Consider the following 16,053-nt stretch of genomic DNA (forward strand, 5'->3'; position numbering starts at 1 on the left):
CGGTGGAGGATGGGCGGATGGCGAGACGCCTCGCGGCCGTCCTCGCCGTCGTCTCGATCCTGGTGCTCGGGTGCAGCACCGAGGACGGCGATCGCCCCGCCCGACAACGAACCGAACCACTCGGCGACGACGCCCACGCGAGCGGAGGCCCGCCGCCGACCGGGGTCGTGGTGCCGAAGACGCCCCTCCCCGCCCCCGAGGACCCGGCCACGTCGACAGAGGGCCGTCCCTACCGCGGCTACCCGGACGCGGTCGCGGTCCTCGGCGGTTCCGACGCCACGGGGCGTGGTTCCGACCCCGCCCGACCCGGGATCGACGTCCGTGAGAACTCCTGGGCGACCGGGAGCAACCCGCAGGTGGCCAGCGTCTTCCTGCGCCTGGTCGCGCGGCACCCCGACGCGGACGGCCACGCGATCGACCTCGCGCGGGACCGAGCCACCCTGGACGACCTGCACGGCCAGGCGCGGAGCCTGGTCGCGCTCCAGCCGCCCGACCCGCTGGTGGTCCTGCAGCCGATCGGCGAGGGTCTCGACTGCCCGGCGTCGCGTGCCGACCTCGACCGGTTCGAGGAGCAGCTGCGGGCCACGCTCGACGAGATCGACGACGGCCTGCCGACCTCACGGATCTTCGTGGTCACCCGGTTCGGCAGCTCGCGCCCGTACGTCGGGTCCACCGGCCCGGCGCGGCGGGTCACGGTCCCCGGCACCGGCCGGTGCGTGACGGCCGACGCCCACGGGCGGGTCCTGCCCCGCGGCGTCGCCCGGCGCGGGGCAGCCGAGCGGGCCTACGGGCGGCGCCTGGCCCGCAGCTGCGCCGCCGTCCCGCGCTGTGCTGACGACCGGGGTGCGCTCACCGCGACGCGGGTGCGACCGTCGTACGTGGATGCACGGCGCGGCTGTCTCTCCGTCCGCGGGGAGGCCGCCGAGGCCGCGGTCGCGTGGCGCTCGATGCGGGCGGCCGGGCTGCTGCCGGCCCGGCGGTGAAAGTGCCGCACGCCAACCCTTGATCGCCGCGCCACGCGGGCGGACGATGGTTCAGAGAGGTCGCGTCGCCGCGACCGGTGAGAACGATGAGCACCGTCGACGTCCTGCGTCGCTCCGTGGAGCACACGCACGAGAACCTCGCCGCCCGACTCGAGGGCGCGCGGACGACGGCACCCGCGCCCGGACAGCCGCGCAAGCCCTACGAGGACATCGACACCTTCCTCGCCATCGCCAGCAAGCACCTCGGTGCGGTCGACGCCGTCCTCCTGCCGGCCGTGCGCCGGAACGTGAAGGAGGGCGGCCACCTCGTCCACGACTACGTGCACGCCGAGAAGGAGCTCGAGATCGCGCTGGCGCACGTGAAGGCACGGGCGTACGGCTCGACGTACGAGGCGAAGCACGCGTGGCCGGAGGTCTGGTCCGACGTGGGCACCAGCCTGGCCGGGCACCGCGGCGCCGAGCTGGCGCTGGCCGGCGCGCTCACCGACGCCCTCGCCCCGGCGGAGCTGGACGACGTGACCGAGCGGCTCCAGAACGCCGAGGCGGGAGCCCCGACGCGGCCCCACCCCTACGCCCCGCACACCGGCCTGGCCGGGAGCGTCAGTCGCCGGGTCATGCACGCGGTGGACGCGTTCTGGGACACTGCCGAGGGCCGGATGGCGCCCGAGCCGGAGCCGCCGCGGCACAAGAAGCCCGGCCTGCTCGCGCAGTACCTCCTCGCCGACCCGCGATTCGACGAGGACGAGCCGCCGGAGTAGCCGCCGGCGTTGGCAAGAACTGCCAGCGACCGGCCGCTGAGTTGGCCGTTGTTGCTGGTGCCCGCGCCCTGCCCGCCCACTAGGTTCGTCAGCCATGAGGGTCCTGCTCGCGCTCGGCGGAAACGCCATGACGAACGCCGACGGCCGCGCGCGGCCGGAGGACCAGATCGCTGCCGCCGAGGTGGCGATGGAGGCGGTCGCCGACCTGGTGGCCGAGGGCGTCGACGTCGTGGTCACCCACGGCAACGGCCCGCAGGTCGGCAACCTGCTGGTCAAGAACGAGCTGGCCGCGGCCGTCGTACCCCCGGTCCCGCTGGACTGGTGCGGCGCCCAGACCCAGGCCACCCTCGGCTTCGTCCTCATGAACGCGCTCGACGCCGCCCTGACCCGCCGCGGGATCGACCGGCGCAGTGCCGCGACGGTCACCCGCACCCGCGTCGACCGTGACGACCCCGGCTTCACGAAGCCGACCAAGCCGATCGGCCGGTTCCTGCCCGCCGACGAGGCCGCGGTGCTCGTCGAGCACGGCGAGACCTGGGAGGACCGCGGCGAGAAGGGCTGGCGGCGCGTGGTCGCCTCGCCCGAGCCGCTCGAGGTGATCGACGCCCCGGCCGTCCAGGCGCTGGTGGAGGCCGGCTTCGTGGTGGTCGCGAACGGCGGCGGCGGGATCCCCGTCGTACGTCGCGAGGACGGGTCGCTCGAAGGCGTCGAGGCGGTCATCGACAAGGACCTCGGGGCCGCACTGCTGGCCCGCACCGTCGACGCCGACGTGCTCGTGATCGCCACCGACGTACCCAACGCCGTGCTCCGCTACGGCACCCCCGACGCCGAGGCGATCGGCACCGTGAGCGCCGCCGGGCTGCGTTCGCTGGCCGCCGAGGGCCACTTCGCCAGCGGCTCGATGGGACCGAAGGTCGACGCCGCCTGCCGGTTCGTCGAGCACGGCGGCTCCCGCTCGGTGATCACCGACCTCGCCCACATCGTCGACGCCGTGACCGGGGACAACGCCGGCACCGTCGTCCAGAACTGAACGAAGAACCGAAAGGAACGCCATGCCCAGCGCGATCGAAGTACGCAAGGTCCCGATCCACTCCGTCGCCGACGCCTCCGAGCTCGCCAAGCTCATCGACGACGGCGTGATGGCCGCCGACCGCGTCATCGCGATCATCGGCAAGACCGAGGGCAACGGCGGCGTCAACGACTACACCCGGATCATCGCCGACCGGGCGTTCCGCGAGGTGCTGGTCGAGAAGGGCGCGCCCGCCGACCAGGTCAAGCAGGTCCCGATCGTGTGGTCCGGCGGCACCGACGGCGTGATCAGCCCGCACGCCACGATCTTCGCCACCACCGACGCCGAGCCCACCGACGAGCCGCGGCTCACCGTCGGCTTCGCGATGAGCGAGCAGCTGCTGCCCGAGGAGATCGGCCGCACCCCGATGATCTCCAAGGTCGCCGACGCGGTGAAGGTCGCGATGGAGCGGGCCGGCATCACCGACCCGGCCGACGTGCACTACGTGCAGACCAAGACCCCGCTGCTGACCATCCACACCATCCGCGACGCGAAGTCGCGCGGCAAGACCGTGTGGACCGAGCACACCCACGAGTCGATGGACCTTTCCAACGGTGTCACCGCCCTCGGCATCGCGGTCGCGCTCGGCGAGATCGAGATGCCGACCGACGCGGACGTCATGCACGACCGCGACCTGTACTCCTCGGTCGCCTCCTGCTCCTCCGGCGTCGAGCTCGACCAGGCCCAGGTGGTGGTGGTCGGCAACGCGCCCGGCGTCGGCGGCCGGTACCGCATCGGCCACTCGGTGATGAAGGACGCCCTCGACCAGGACGGCCTCTGGGAGGCGATCCGCGACGCCGGCCTCGACCTGCCGGAGCGCCCCCACCACAGCGACCTCGACGGCCGGCTGGTGAACCTCTTCCTCAAGTGCGAGGCCTCCCAGGACGGCATGGTCCGCGGCCGCCGCAACGCGATGCTCGACGACTCCGACGTGCACTGGCACCGCCAGATCAAGTCGTGCGTCGGCGGCGTCACCGCGGCCGTCACCGGTGACCCCGCGGTCTTCGTGTCGGTCTCCGCCGCGCACCAGGGCCCCGAGGGCGGCGGCCCCGTCGCCGCGATCGTCGACCTCGGCTGACCGTCGTACGCCGAACGGCCAGGTCTTGCGTTCGGTGGTTGAGGAGGTCGCGCAGCGACCGTCTCGAAACCTCCACGTGTTGCGACGTTGGTTTCGAGAGGGGCCCAGAACGCCCTCCTCAACCAGCGGCTGCCGAGCCCTGCGAAATGGTGGCGTCAGCACACCCGCTCGCGCAGGCCGGCGGCCATCCCGGCGATGGTGAGCGCGTCGAACAGCCCGCCGGCGACCTCGGCAAGCCGGACATGCTTCACGGGGCCGAGGCGCAGACGCAGGTGCACGCGCGTGCGGACGTCCTCGGGGGTGAGCACGATCGCCCACGAGACGTCGGTGCCGCGGCGGCGCGAGGTGTAGACGAGGTACGACGGTGCCGCGGTCATCGCGACCGTGAACGTCTCGTCCCGCCCGCCGTAGTCGGGGATCACGTCGCCCACCTGCAGCCCGCCGTACGACGGGTCGAGGCGTCGTAGGGCCCGCCGTGAGGAGGGGAGGGCGCGTTCGAGACGGCGCGGGAGGTACCAGCCCGCCCGGCGCTTCCCGAGCTGCTCGAGCCACGGCCAGACCGCGGCCGGCCGCGCGTCGACCGAGAAGGCGCGGTCCATGACGACGTCCGCGTGCGGGACCAGGTCGTCGCCGGGCAGGCCGACAGCCACCTCCACGTCACGCGGCACGACCGACGGCAGCAGCCGGTCCACGAGCCCCATGCCTCGACGCTAGCGCGCAATTCGTGGCCGTTCGGCGCGCAAGACGGGCCGCACGGCGCACTCCGGGTCCTTGGTCTCGAGACGGTCGCTGCGCGACCTCCTCGACCGGCGGACCCGCCATCTCGTATGGCTCGGCCCGCCGTTGCGCACGGTTCGGCGGGGTGTCGGCGCGGGATGGTTAGGTTGGCCGCGATGACCACCACCAACCCCACGTTCCGGCTCGCCGCGTCCGCGCCCCAGGGCGTCGCCCCGGTCGAGCTCGACGAGCACCAGCGACGCGTGGTCGAGCACGAGGGCGGGCCGCTCCTGGTGCTGGCCGGACCCGGCACCGGCAAGACCACGACGCTGGTCGAGGCGATCGTCGACCGGATCGAGAAGCGCGGCGCGCAGCCCGACCAGGTGCTGGCGCTGACGTTCTCCCGCAAGGCCGCCGAGCAGCTGCGCGACCGGGTCACCGCGCGGATGGCCCGCACCACCTCGTCGACGCTCTGCTCGACCTTCCACTCCTTCGCCTACGGCCTGATCCGCGCCTACAGCCCGCCCGACCTCTACGAGGCGCCGCTGCGGCTGCTGTCCGCGCCCGAGCAGGACGTGGTGCTCCGCGAGCTGCTGCACCAGCACGAGGAGTCGGTCACCTGGCCGGGCTCGCTGTCCCGCGCGCTCGGCACCCGGGGGTTCGCCCGCGAGGTGCACGCGGTGCTCGGGCGGGCCCGCGAGAAGGGCCTGGACGGCACGGCGCTGCGAGCGCTCGGCGAGGCCAACGACCTCCCCGAGTTCATCGCGGCCGGCCGGTTCCTGGATCAGTACCTCACCAACCTCGACGCTCAGGGCGCCACCGACTACGCCGACCTGATCCGCCGGGCGACGATCGAGGCCGAGGCGCACCGCGACGAGCTGCGGCAGCGGTTCCGGCACGTGTTCGTGGATGAGTACCAGGACACCGACCCCGGACAGGTCGCGCTGCTCCGCGCGATCGCCGGGGACGGTCGCGACCTCACGGTGGTCGGGGACCCGCACCAGTCGATCTACGGCTTCCGCGGCGCCGACGTCCGCGGCATCCTCGACTTCCCGGCCGCGTTCCCGCGGGCCGACGGCCGCCCTGCCGACGTCATCGCGCTGCGTACGACGCGCCGGTTCGGCCCGCGCCTCCTCCTCGCCTCCCAGCGGGTCGCCCGTCGGCTGGCGCTGCCCGGCAGCATCCCGGAGGAGGCCCGCGAGGCGTTCCTCGAGCCGGTCGCCGAGGGTGGCGGGCTGGGGGAGGGCCGGGTCGTAGTCCGCACCTTCGACACCGAGCGGGCCGAGGCCGAGCACCTCGCCGACCTGCTGCGCCGGGCGCACCTCGAGGAGGGCATCCCCTGGGACGACATGGCCGTGCTGGTCCGCTCCGGCCGCGGCTCGATCCCGCCGCTGCGCCGGGCGCTCGGCGCCGCCGGCGTGCCTGTCGAGGTGGCCTCCGACGAGGTTCCGCTGGTCCGCGACCCGGCGGTGCTCCCGCTGCTCGACGCGCTGCGCGCGGTGGTCAACCTCGACAACGACGACGTCGAGCATGTCGACCACCTCGACTCAGGCCGGGCCGAGGCGCTGCTGCTGAGCCCGATCGGCGGCCTCGACGCGGGCGACGTACGCCGGCTCTCCCGGCAGCTGCGCGTCCGCGAGAAGGCCGCGTCCCGCACCGAGGACCGGGCGCCGCGCCCCTCCCGCGACCTGCTGCGTCGGGTGGTCACCGACGGCACCTTCCTCGACGGTCTCGAGGGTCCCGAGGTGGTCCGGGCCCGTGGCCTGGCCGCCCTGCTGCACGACGCGCGCGACGAGCTCGACCGCGGGGCGACCGCCGAGGAGCTGCTGTGGACGCTGTGGTCTCGCACCGGCTGGCCCGAGCGGCTGCGCCGGTCCGTCGGGCTCGGCGGCGGCGCGGCTCGGCGGGCGCACCGCGACCTGGACTCGATCTGCGCGCTGTTCGGGATCGCCGCTCGCGCCGAGGAGCAGCGCGACCACGTCGGGGTCCGCAACTTCCTCGCCTCGCTGGTCGCCCAGCAGATCCCCGCCGACACGCTCGCCGACCGCGGCGCCCGCGGCGCGGCGGTCCGACTGCTCACCGCGCACCGCTCCAAGGGCCTCGAGTGGCGGCTGGTCGTGGTCGCCCACGTCCAGCAGGACGGCTGGCCCGACCAGCGGCGCCGCTCCACCCTGCTCCAGGCCGACCGGATCGGGACGGACGGCGTGGTGCCGCCGGTCTCCGTGCGCGAGCTGCTGCTCGAGGAGCGCCGCCTGTTCTACGTCGCCGCCACCCGCGCCCGGCAGCGGCTCGTCGTCACCGCGGTCCAGGCCGCCGACGACGAGGGCGAGCAGCCGTCCCGGTTCCTCGGGGAGCTCGGCGTCCAGGTCGAGCACGTGGTCGGCCGGCCCGTCCGGCCGCTCTCGCTCGGCGGGCTGGTCGGCGAGCTGCGGCGTACCCTCGCCGACCCGGCCACCAGCGAGCCGCTCCGCGAGGCCGCCGCCCGACGGCTGGCCCGGCTGGCCCGCGAGTCCACCGGCACCCGCCCGCTAGTCCCCAGCGCCGACCCGTCGACCTGGTGGGGCACTCGCTCGGCCAGCCGGTCGGTCGAGCCGGTCCGCGACCCCGCCCAGCCGGTGCCGGTCTCCGCCAGCGTCCTCGAGTCGATGCAGGTCTGCCCCACCCAGTGGTTCCTCGAGCGCGAGGCCGGCGGCGTGGCCCGCGCCCACCAGTCCGCCAACCTCGGCGAGCTGCTGCACGCGCTCGCCGAGCGGGTCGCCTCCGGCGAGCTCGCCGCCGGACCCGACGACGTCGACGTGCTCATGGAGCACGTCGACCGGATCTGGGACCGCCTCGACTTCCGCACCCCGTGGTCGAAGGCCCGCGAGCACGAGCGGGTCCGGGCCGCGCTCGGCCGCTTCCTCGCCTGGCACCACGCCAACCCGCGTCGGCTGCTGGCCACCGAGGCGAAGTTCGAGACCGTGGTCGAGCTGCCGGACCGCGAGCGAGTGCGGCTCACCGGGTACGCCGACCGGCTCGAGCTCGACGCCGACGGCCGCGTCGTCGTGGTCGACCTCAAGTCCGGCCGCACCAAGCCGTCCACCAAGGCGGTCGAGGGGCACCTCCAGCTCGGCCTCTACCAGTACGCCGTCGACCACGGCGCCGTCGACGCGCTCACCGGCGAGCCCGCCGAGGCCGGGGGAGCCGAGCTGGTCCAGCTCGGGCTCACCGACTGCGGCGAGCGGGCGGTGGTCCAGCCGCAGGACCCGCAACCCGACGACGGCCCCCAGCGCGACGACCTGCGCGGTCGGCTCGGCCGCACCGCCGCCCTGCTACGGGCGGAGAGCTTCCCTGCGGTCGCGGGCCAGCACTGCCGCGACTGCTCCTTCGTCCCCATCTGCCCCATCAAGAGCGCAGGCTCGGTGACCGCCCAGTGACCACGACCCCGATCCGCATCGACACCCCCGATGACCTCGCCCGGGTCATGCGGACCCCCTACGCCCCCAGCGACCAGCAGTGGGCGGCCATCTCGGCGCCGTTGTCGCCGGCGGTCGTGATCGCCGGCGCCGGCTCGGGCAAGACCACGCTGATGGCGGCCCGCGTCGTCTACCTCGTGGTCACCGGTCAGGTCCGGCCCGACGAGGTGCTCGGACTGACCTTCACCACGAAGGCCGCCAGCGAGCTCCGGCAACGGATCCGCGCCGCGCTGCGCACCGCCGGCGCCCTCGACGAGGGCGACCCCGACGATGGTGAGGACATCCTCGAGCCGACGGTCGCGACGTACAACGCGTACGCCGCGTCCCTGCTCACCGACCACGGCCTCCGGATCGGCCACGAGCCCGACACCCGCGTGATCACCGACGCCGCCCGCTACCAGCTCGGCGCCCGCGCGATCGACCGCTACACCGGCGAGGTCCGCCACCTCACCGACCACCCCGAGACCGCGATCCAGAACCTCCTCGCCCTCGACGGCGCGATGAGCGAGCACCTCGTCGACGCCGCCGCCGTACGCCGCGTGGACGAGGAGGCGCGCCGCGGCTTCCTCCGCGCGCTCGAGGAGGAGACGAACGGCAAGAACCGCACGACGTACCGCGAGCCGGTCGAGAAGGCGATCAACGCGATCGACCGCCGTGCCGAGCTGCTCGGGCTGGTCGAGGCCTATCGCCGGCTCAAGCGCGACCTCGGCCTCATGGACTTCTCCGACCAGATCGAGCTCGGCGCCCGGCTGGCCAGCGAGCAGCCCGACGTCGGCGCGCTGGAGCGGTCGCGGTTCAAGGTCGTGCTGCTCGACGAGTACCAGGACACCTCCGTCGCGCAGGCGATCATGCTGTCCCGGCTGTTCGCCGGCCCCGACCCGGCGTCCGGGCGCGGCCACGCGGTGACCGCGGTGGGCGACCCCAACCAGGCGATCTACGGCTGGCGCGGCGCCTCGGTGAGCAACATCCTCCACTTCGACCAGACCTTCCCGGCCCGCGACGGCGGCCCGGTGCCGGTCCACCCGCTCACCGTCAACCGCCGCTCCGAACGCCGGATCCTGGCGGTCGCGAACCGGCTGGCAGCCCCGCTGCACGACAGGTTCCCGCAGGTCGAGCCGCTGGTGCCCAAGCCCGAGGCCGGCGAGGGGGTGGTCGAGACCCGGGTGTTCCAGACGCACGCCGACGAGCTTGCCTGGCTGGCCGAGGCGGTGACGGAGGCGCACGACGAGCTGTGGTCCGACATCGGCGTGCTCACCCGCGACAACGCGCACGCCGAGGACGTCTTCGACGTGCTCACCGGTGCCGGGATCCCGGTCGAGATCGTCGGCCTGTCCGGCCTGCTGCGGCTGCCCGAGGTCGCGGAGATCGTCGCGATCCTGCACCTGCTCCACGACGTCACCGCCAACGCCGCCCTGCTCACGCTGCTGACCGGCCCCCGCTGGGCGGTCGGGCCGCGCGACCTGCGGCTGCTGGCCCGCCGGGCCCGGGAGCTCGCGGGCCGTCAGGTCCGGGGGAACGGCGACTCGGTCGACGAGCTGCTGGTCACGATCGCCGACGGCATCGACCCCGCCGAGATCCCCTCGCTCGACGACGCGCTCGCCGACCCCGGCGACGCGGCGTACTCCCCGGAGGCGCTGGAGCGCTTCGCCCTGCTCTCGGCCGAGCTCCGGATGCTTCGCACGTACGTCGGGGAGCCGCTGCTCGACATCGTCCGCCGGATCATCGACACCACCGGCACCGACGTCGAGCTCGCCTCCGCGGTCAGCCCGGCGGCCGGCGCCCGGCGCGACAACCTCGACCTGTTCGTCAAGGCGGTTGCGGAGTTCCAGGCGGTCGACGGCGACGTCACGCTGCCGGCGCTGCTGGCCTACCTCACCGCCGAGGACGACCAGGGCAACGGCCTCGACGTGGCCACCCCGACCGAGGCGGACTCGGTCAAGCTGCTCACCGTGCACCGCTCCAAGGGCCTGGAGTGGTCCTCGGTGTTCCTGGTCGGCGTCTGCGAGACCCGGTTCCCGTCCAACCGGTCCCGCACCCTGTGGACGTCGTCCCCGTCGATCCTGCCGGCGGCGCTGCGCGGCGACGCCCACGACCTGCCCCAGCTGGCCGGCTACAACAAGGCCGCGCTCGACGCCTACCGCGCCGACACGCGAGCCCACGACGCCGAGGAGGAGCTGCGCCTGGGGTACGTCGCGTTCACCCGAGCCGCGCACCGGCTCGCGGTCAGCTCCTACCTCTGGAGCCCCCGGGCCACCCCGTTCGGCCCCTCGTCCTACCAGCGCGAGGTCCGCGACTGGCTCGAGGAGGCCGGAGAACCGGTGGAGGCGTGGGCCGAGAAACCGCAGAAGGGTGACCCCAACCCCTACGACGCCGTCGACCCGTCCCGACCGTGGCCGGCCACCGGCACCGGCATCGAGGCGGCGCTGCGGATCGAGGCAGCCCGCCGGGTGGCCGAGGTCGACGCCGACGCGCCCGACGCCGGTCTCGACATGATCGAGGCAGCCGTGGTCGCCGACTGGGACGTCGAGCTCGACCGGCTGGTCGAGGAGGCCCGCCGCGACCGGTCCACCGAGATCGTGGTGCCGCTGCCCTCCAGCCTGTCCGCGACGTCGCTGGCCCGGCTGCGCGACGACCCGGAGGAGTTCGCGCGCGACCTGGCCCGGCCGATGCCGCGCCAACCCTCGCCGGCGGCCCGGTTCGGCACCCGCTTCCACGCCTGGGTCGAGGCCCGCTTCGGGCAGCAACAGCTGCTCGATCCCGACGAGCTGCCGGGGCGCGCGGACTCCGGGGTCGACGACGAGTCCGACCTGCGCGAGCTGATCGCGGCCTTCGAGGTGGGGCCGTTCGCGGACCGGGTCCCGCACACCGTCGAGCCGCCGTTCGCGCTGGTGCTGGCCGGACAGGTGGTGCGCGGCCGGATCGACGCGGTCTACGCCGAGCCCGATGGCAGCTACCTCCTCGTCGACTGGAAGACCAACCGCGCGGAGACCGCCGACCCGCTCCAGCTCGCCGTCTACCGGTTGGCGTGGGCGGAATTGGCCGGGGTGCCGGTCGACCGGGTGCGGGCAGCTTTCTACTACGTCCGCAGCGGCCGGCTGGTCGAGCACGACGGGCTCCCGGGCCGCGACGAGCTCGAGGGGCTGGTCGCTGCCGACGCCTGACGGGTCAGGCCTGGCTGGTGACCGCCTCGAGCGCGATCTCGACCATCGCGGAGAACGTCTCCTGCCGCTCGAGGGCGGTGGTCTCCTCGCCGGTCACCATGTGGTCGGAGACCGTGCAGATCGCGAGCGCGCGGCGGCCGTACTTCGCGGCCAGCGTGTAGAGCGCGCTCGCCTCCATCTCCACGCCCAGCACGCCGTGCTCGACCATCGGCTCCATGAGGTCGGGACGCGGCGTGTAGAACTGGTCGCCGCTGAAGATCAGCCCGGTCCACGCGGTCACGTCGTCGCGCGCCTGCGCCGCGTCGTACGCCGCCCGGAGCAGGCCGAAGTCGGCCACCGGCGCGTAGTCGAGCCCGTGGAAACGCACCCGGTTCATCCCGGAGTCGGTGCAGGCGCCCGAGGCCAGGATCACGTCGCGCACGCCGACCTTCTCCACCAGGGCGCCGCACGAGCCGACCCGCACGACCGACTGCACGTCGTACTGGTCGAAGAGCTCGTTGGCGTAGATCGCGAACGACGGCTGGCCCATCCCCGATCCCTGCACACTGATCCGGTGGCCCCGCCAGGTGCCGGTGAACCCGAGCATCCCGCGCACCTCGTTGTAGCCGGTGGCGGCGTCGAGGAAGGTCTCGGCGATCCACTTCGCGCGCAGCGGGTCGCCGGGCATCAGGACGTGGGGGGCGATCGCGCCGGGCTCGGCGCCGATGTGGGTGCTCACTCGGGGTCCCCGGCGCAGCGGGAGCGGAGCGAGTGGTCCGTTGGGGTGTTCATGTCGGCATCGTATGTAGCCTGCCCACGTGAGCACCGACGCCGCACCCGAACCCCTGTCCCTGCCCGACCTCGACGGCGACTGGTCCGCCTGGCTGACCGACCGCTGCGACACCGCGCTGACCCGGGCCGGAAACCTCCGGGACGAGCTGGTGGCCGGGCCCGCGGACCCGCTGGACGTGTGGAACCGGCTGGGCACCGAGCTGGCCAACGGCGTGCACGCCGCGCACCTGATGAGCCAGGTCCACCCCGACGCCGACCTCCGCGAGGAGGCCGAGAAGCACGTCGTGGCCGCGGAGAAGTTCCGCACCGAGCTGATGCTCGACGCCGGTGTGTACGCCGCGCTGGTGGCGGTGGACCCGGCCGGCCTGGACGAGGGCGCGCGGCGGGTGATCGACCACTCCCTGCGCGACTTCCGCCGGGCCGGTGTCGACCGGGACGAGCCGACCCGGTCGCGGCTGCGCGAGATCAACGAGCGCGAGACCGACCTCGAGCAGACGTTCGCGCGCGGCATCCGGGAGGGCCGGCGCAGCACCCAGGTGCCGGTCGCCGCGCTGGACGGCCTGCCCGCGGACTGGGTGGACGAGCACCCGGCGGTCGGCGACGAGGTCACGGTCACCACGGAGTACCCCGACACCAACCCGTTCCTGACCTTCTCCACCGACCGCGAGGCCCGGCACGCGGTGTCCACCTCGTTCCTGAACGTCGCCTGGCCGGACAACGCCGAGGTGCTCGCCGAGCTGCTGACGGTGCGCCACGAGCACGCGACGCTGCTCGGTTACCCCGACTGGCCGTCGTACGACGCCGAGGTGAAGATGATCGGGGAGGGCCCTGCGATCGGTGCCTTCATCGACGAGATCGCGGCCGTCGCCCGCGACGCGGGAGAGCGCGACCTGGCGGTGCTGCTGGAGCAGGCGCACCGCGAGGACCCGGCGATCGAGCGCGTGGACATGGCCGACTGGCGCTACTACGCCGAGCTGGTGCGCCGCGAGAAGTTCGAGCTGGACGCGCAGGAGGTCCGCTCGTACTTCGACTTCGGCAAGGTCCGGCAGGGTCTCCTCGACGTGACCGGCCGGCTCTTCGGGCTGCACTACGAGCGGGTGCACGAGGCGCCGGCCTGGCACCCCGACGTCGCGACGTACGACGTGAGCCTGGACGGGGCGCCGTTGGGTCGCATCCACCTCGACCTGCACCCCCGCGAGGGAAAGTTCAACCATGCCGCGCAGTTCGACCTGGTGCCAGGCATCGCGGGCGTGCAGCTGCCGGAGGGCGTCCTGGTGTGCAACTTCCCCCGTGGCCTGATGAGCCACCAGGACGTGGTGACGCTCTTCCACGAGTTCGGCCACCTGGTCCACCACGTGCTGGCCGGCCGGCACCGCTGGGTCCGGTTCTCGGGCGTCGCCACCGAGTGGGACTTCGTCGAGGCGCCCAGCCAGATGCTCGAGGAGTGGGCGTGGGACGCCGACGTGCTGCGGGGCTTCGCGACCGACGAGACCGGCGAGCCGATCCCCGTCGCGCTGGTGGAGCGGATGCGCGCAGCCGACGAGTTCGGCAAGGGGTACCTCGCCAGCGCGCAGATGTTCTACGCCGCGGTGTCCTACCACCTGCACCGGGAGCGTCCCGCCGACATCGACGCCCGGGTGCGCGAGCTGTGGCAGCAGTACAACCTCATCGCCCCGCTGGAGGACGCCCACTTCTTCACCGCGTTCGGCCACCTGACCGGCTACTCCTCGGCGTACTACACCTACATGTGGAGCCTGGTCATCGCGAAGGACCTGTTCGGGGCGTTCGACCCGGGCGACCTGTTCGCCACCGGTGTCGCGCACCGCTACCGCGACCGGATCCTGGCGCCGGGCGGCAGCCGGGACGCCGCCGACCTGGTCGAGGACTTCCTCGGCCGGCCGTACGACGCCGCCGCCTTCCGGGCGTGGCTCGAGCGGAGCCCGGCGCTGTGAGCTTCCCGCACCTCGACCTGGCGGCGAACGCGCACGACCGGGCCGGCGTGCGTCGTGTCGACGCCGACTGGCTGGCGGCGCGGTGGGCGGACCCGGAGACCCGGGTACTGGTGGTCGCCGGCACCCGGCTGCGCCCGGTGGACGGGGCACCCGACTGGCGGCCGTCCGCGGAGGTGCCCGACGGCACCCGGGTGCTGCTCGGGGAGCGCGGCGGGCGGACCTGGTTCGCGGTCCTCGTCGACCCGGCCGAGGCGCCGGGGGAGCGGGGCGACTGGGTCGGCCTGCGGGCGGTCCTGCCGCGGTTCGCGGCCGGCGTGGTCGAGGAGGCGCCGCTGCTGTTCCACGCGATCGGGATGGCCGAGTGGCACTGGGCAACCCGGCACTGCCCGCGGTGCGGCGGCCGGTTGGAGCCCCGGTCGGCCGGCCACGAGCTGCGCTGTCCCGACTGCGGCAAGGCGCAGTTCCCGCGCACCGACCCCGCGGTGATCATGGCGGTCACGCACGGCGACGCGGACGACGAGGCGATCCTGCTCGGGCGCCAGCACAGCTGGCCCGAGGGCCGCTACTCCACGCTGGCCGGCTTCTGCGAGCCGGGGGAGACGCTCGAGGACGCCGTACGCCGCGAGGTGATGGAGGAGGTCGGGGTCCCGGTCGGCGAGGTGACCTACTTCGGCAACCAGCCCTGGCCGCTCCCCGCCAGCCTGATGCTCGGCTTCACCGCCCGCGCCCTCACCCGCGACGTCCACGTGGACGGCGAGGAGATCGAGACCGCTCGCTGGTTCACCCGCGCCGAGATGAAGGCCGCCCTCGACGACGGCAGCGTGATGATCCCCGCCGGCGTCTCGATCTCGTCGTCACTCCTCGAGCACTGGTACGGCGCGCGCCTGGTCAGCCCCGGCTGGTGACCCGGCACATCTTGTGCCGACTCACCCGGGCTGTTGGACGGTGACCCGGCACATCTTGTGCCGACTCACCCGGGCTGTTGGACGGTGACCCGGCACGTCTTGTGCCGACTCACCGGAGACCGGAAGCCCTGCCTGTGGATGACGCGAGCAGTGATCGTAGAATGACGACACCCTGTTCAGCGTGCCCATCAGTCGATCCCGGTCCCAAGGCAGGCCCCTACCCTCGCTCGCCCTGCCACCACCGATCGACGTACTCCCGCTTCGGGGGCTGGATCCACGACTGCCGTTCACGACGGAGATGGCTCGGCAGGCCGGCATCCCGCCGTGGGCGCTAACGGCGATGTGCGAGCGGCACGAGCTGGTGCGTCTGTTCAAGAGTGTCTACCTGGTCGCCGGCACGCCGGACAGCCCAGACCTGCGCATCTCAGCGGTGCGCTTGGTCGCGCCACCCGAGGCGGTGGTGTGCGACACCACGGCGGCGTGGGTACGCGGCATCGACGTCGAGCCGCCGGGCGGGCACCTCTCCGTTCGCCCGGCCTCGGTCTTCAAGGAGGCTGGCCACGACCGGATGCGGATACCGGGCGTGCGCAGCGGCGAACGGCACTTCGACGAGGGCGACATCGTCGAGATCGCCGGTTTGCGCGTCACGACGGCGGTGCGCACCGCGTGGGACTTGGGGCGTCTCCAGCCCCGCTACCGAGCCATGGGAGGCCTCGACGCGATGCTTCGCCTGGGGGAGTTCTCGAAGGACGAACTGCTGGCCGGCATCGAGCGGTTCCGCGGCCAGCGAGGCGTGGTCCAGCTTCGTGACCTCGCTCCTCGCGTGGACCCCCGGGCTGAGTCGTTGCCGGAGTCGATGCTCCGGCTCCACTGGGAGGAGCAGCCAGGTCTCGGTCGGCCCGTGCCCCAGTTGCCTGTGTTCGACGACGGTGGGATCGAGCGATACCGGCTGGACCTGGCAGACCCGATCCGTCGCGTTGCGGCCGAGTACGACGGGGTCGCGTTCCACGCCCACCGGGCCCGGGAGGACGGCGTGCGCAGGGAGTGGATCACCGAGACCCGCGACATCCACATTGAGGTATTCACGGACGTCGACCTGTTCGGGCGAGACGCCGACCCGGCACGCCGGCTCCGGCAGATGTACGCCGACCACGCGCGCTGACCCGGCACAGGACGTGCCGACTCGGCAGGCCCGGCAGACGAC

The 16,053-nt window shown here is 73.5% G+C and carries 11 protein-coding genes; 9 read left to right on the forward strand and 2 right to left on the reverse strand.

What is annotated here, in order from left to right:
• Positions 1-17: 17 nt before the first annotated feature.
• The 4 genes from EKO23_RS04635 to bar all read left to right on the forward strand — a co-directional run bounded on the left by EKO23_RS04635 (position 18) and on the right by bar (position 3,888).
• Positions 18-983 carry a hypothetical protein gene (locus EKO23_RS04635; RefSeq protein WP_134714590.1) on the forward strand — a complete coding sequence of 322 codons (966 nt, stop codon included), beginning with the start codon at positions 18-20 and terminating at the stop codon, positions 981-983.
• 86 nt (positions 984-1,069) lie between these two features.
• Positions 1,070-1,741, forward strand: coding sequence for a hypothetical protein (locus tag EKO23_RS04640; RefSeq protein ID WP_134714592.1), 672 nt, complete (start codon positions 1,070-1,072; stop codon positions 1,739-1,741).
• A gap of 94 nt (positions 1,742-1,835) precedes the next feature.
• Positions 1,836-2,771 (forward strand): carbamate kinase, encoded by a 936-nt coding sequence (locus EKO23_RS04645; protein WP_134714594.1) that lies wholly within the window; start codon positions 1,836-1,838, stop codon positions 2,769-2,771.
• A 22-nt stretch (positions 2,772-2,793) separates the two neighbouring features.
• The gene (gene bar, locus EKO23_RS04650) at positions 2,794-3,888 is read left to right on the forward strand and encodes a barbiturase (protein WP_134714596.1); all 1,095 of its coding nucleotides are present in this window, start codon (positions 2,794-2,796) and stop codon (positions 3,886-3,888) included.
• Between the two features lie 155 nt (positions 3,889-4,043).
• On the opposite strand, the gene EKO23_RS04655 is transcribed toward bar, so the two are convergent.
• Complete coding sequence (locus EKO23_RS04655) at positions 4,044-4,589, reverse strand: hypothetical protein (protein WP_217702464.1); 546 nt, start codon at positions 4,587-4,589, stop codon at positions 4,044-4,046.
• Between the two features lie 192 nt (positions 4,590-4,781).
• Here EKO23_RS04655 and EKO23_RS04660 point away from each other — a divergent pair, with 192 nt between their 5' ends.
• Positions 4,782-8,021: an ATP-dependent helicase gene (locus EKO23_RS04660; protein WP_134714598.1), complete on the forward strand. Its 3,240-nt coding sequence runs from the start codon at positions 4,782-4,784 to the stop codon at positions 8,019-8,021.
• A complete protein-coding gene (locus EKO23_RS04665) occupies positions 8,018-11,221 on the forward strand; it encodes an ATP-dependent helicase (protein ID WP_246050905.1) in 3,204 nt (1,067 codons plus the stop codon). The genes EKO23_RS04660 and EKO23_RS04665 overlap by 4 nt, the downstream gene beginning before the upstream one ends.
• 4 nt (positions 11,222-11,225) lie before the next feature.
• Here the strand turns inward: EKO23_RS04665 and deoD are convergent, their stop codons facing one another.
• Positions 11,226-11,939: a purine-nucleoside phosphorylase gene (deoD, locus tag EKO23_RS04670; protein ID WP_134714600.1), complete on the reverse strand. Its 714-nt coding sequence runs from the start codon at positions 11,937-11,939 to the stop codon at positions 11,226-11,228.
• A 79-nt stretch (positions 11,940-12,018) separates the two neighbouring features.
• Between deoD and EKO23_RS04675 the strand changes: the two genes are divergently transcribed.
• The 3 genes from EKO23_RS04675 to EKO23_RS04685 all read left to right on the forward strand — a co-directional run bounded on the left by EKO23_RS04675 (position 12,019) and on the right by EKO23_RS04685 (position 16,011).
• Entirely contained in the window at positions 12,019-13,944 is a 1,926-nt protein-coding gene (locus EKO23_RS04675) for a M3 family metallopeptidase (RefSeq protein WP_134714602.1), read from the forward strand.
• A complete protein-coding gene (nudC, locus tag EKO23_RS04680; protein ID WP_134714604.1) occupies positions 13,941-14,849 on the forward strand; it encodes an NAD(+) diphosphatase in 909 nt (302 codons plus the stop codon). Before EKO23_RS04675 ends, nudC begins: the two co-directional genes overlap by 4 nt.
• A gap of 298 nt (positions 14,850-15,147) precedes the next feature.
• A complete protein-coding gene (locus tag EKO23_RS04685) occupies positions 15,148-16,011 on the forward strand; it encodes a hypothetical protein (protein ID WP_134714606.1) in 864 nt (287 codons plus the stop codon).
• The last annotated feature ends 42 nt before the right edge of the window (positions 16,012-16,053 follow it).

Origin of the sequence: Nocardioides guangzhouensis (assembly GCF_004519545.1) — a bacterium.
In the GTDB taxonomy this organism is placed as follows: Bacteria; Actinomycetota; Actinomycetes; order Propionibacteriales; family Nocardioidaceae; genus Nocardioides; species Nocardioides guangzhouensis.

Excerpts from the sequence above, each read along its gene's own strand:
- EKO23_RS04635 (WP_134714590.1), top strand. The coding sequence starts at position 18 with ATGGCGAGACGCCTCGCGGCCGTCCTCGCCGTCGTCTCGATCCTGGTG.
- EKO23_RS04640 (WP_134714592.1), top strand. The coding sequence starts at position 1,070 with ATGAGCACCGTCGACGTCCTGCGTCGCTCCGTGGAGCACACGCACGAG.
- EKO23_RS04645 (WP_134714594.1), top strand. The coding sequence starts at position 1,836 with ATGAGGGTCCTGCTCGCGCTCGGCGGAAACGCCATGACGAACGCCGAC.
- bar (WP_134714596.1), top strand. The coding sequence starts at position 2,794 with ATGCCCAGCGCGATCGAAGTACGCAAGGTCCCGATCCACTCCGTCGCC.
- EKO23_RS04655 (WP_217702464.1), bottom strand. The coding sequence starts at position 4,589 with ATGGGGCTCGTGGACCGGCTGCTGCCGTCGGTCGTGCCGCGTGACGTG.
- EKO23_RS04660 (WP_134714598.1), top strand. The coding sequence starts at position 4,782 with ATGACCACCACCAACCCCACGTTCCGGCTCGCCGCGTCCGCGCCCCAG.
- EKO23_RS04685 (WP_134714606.1), top strand. The coding sequence starts at position 15,148 with ATGGCTCGGCAGGCCGGCATCCCGCCGTGGGCGCTAACGGCGATGTGC.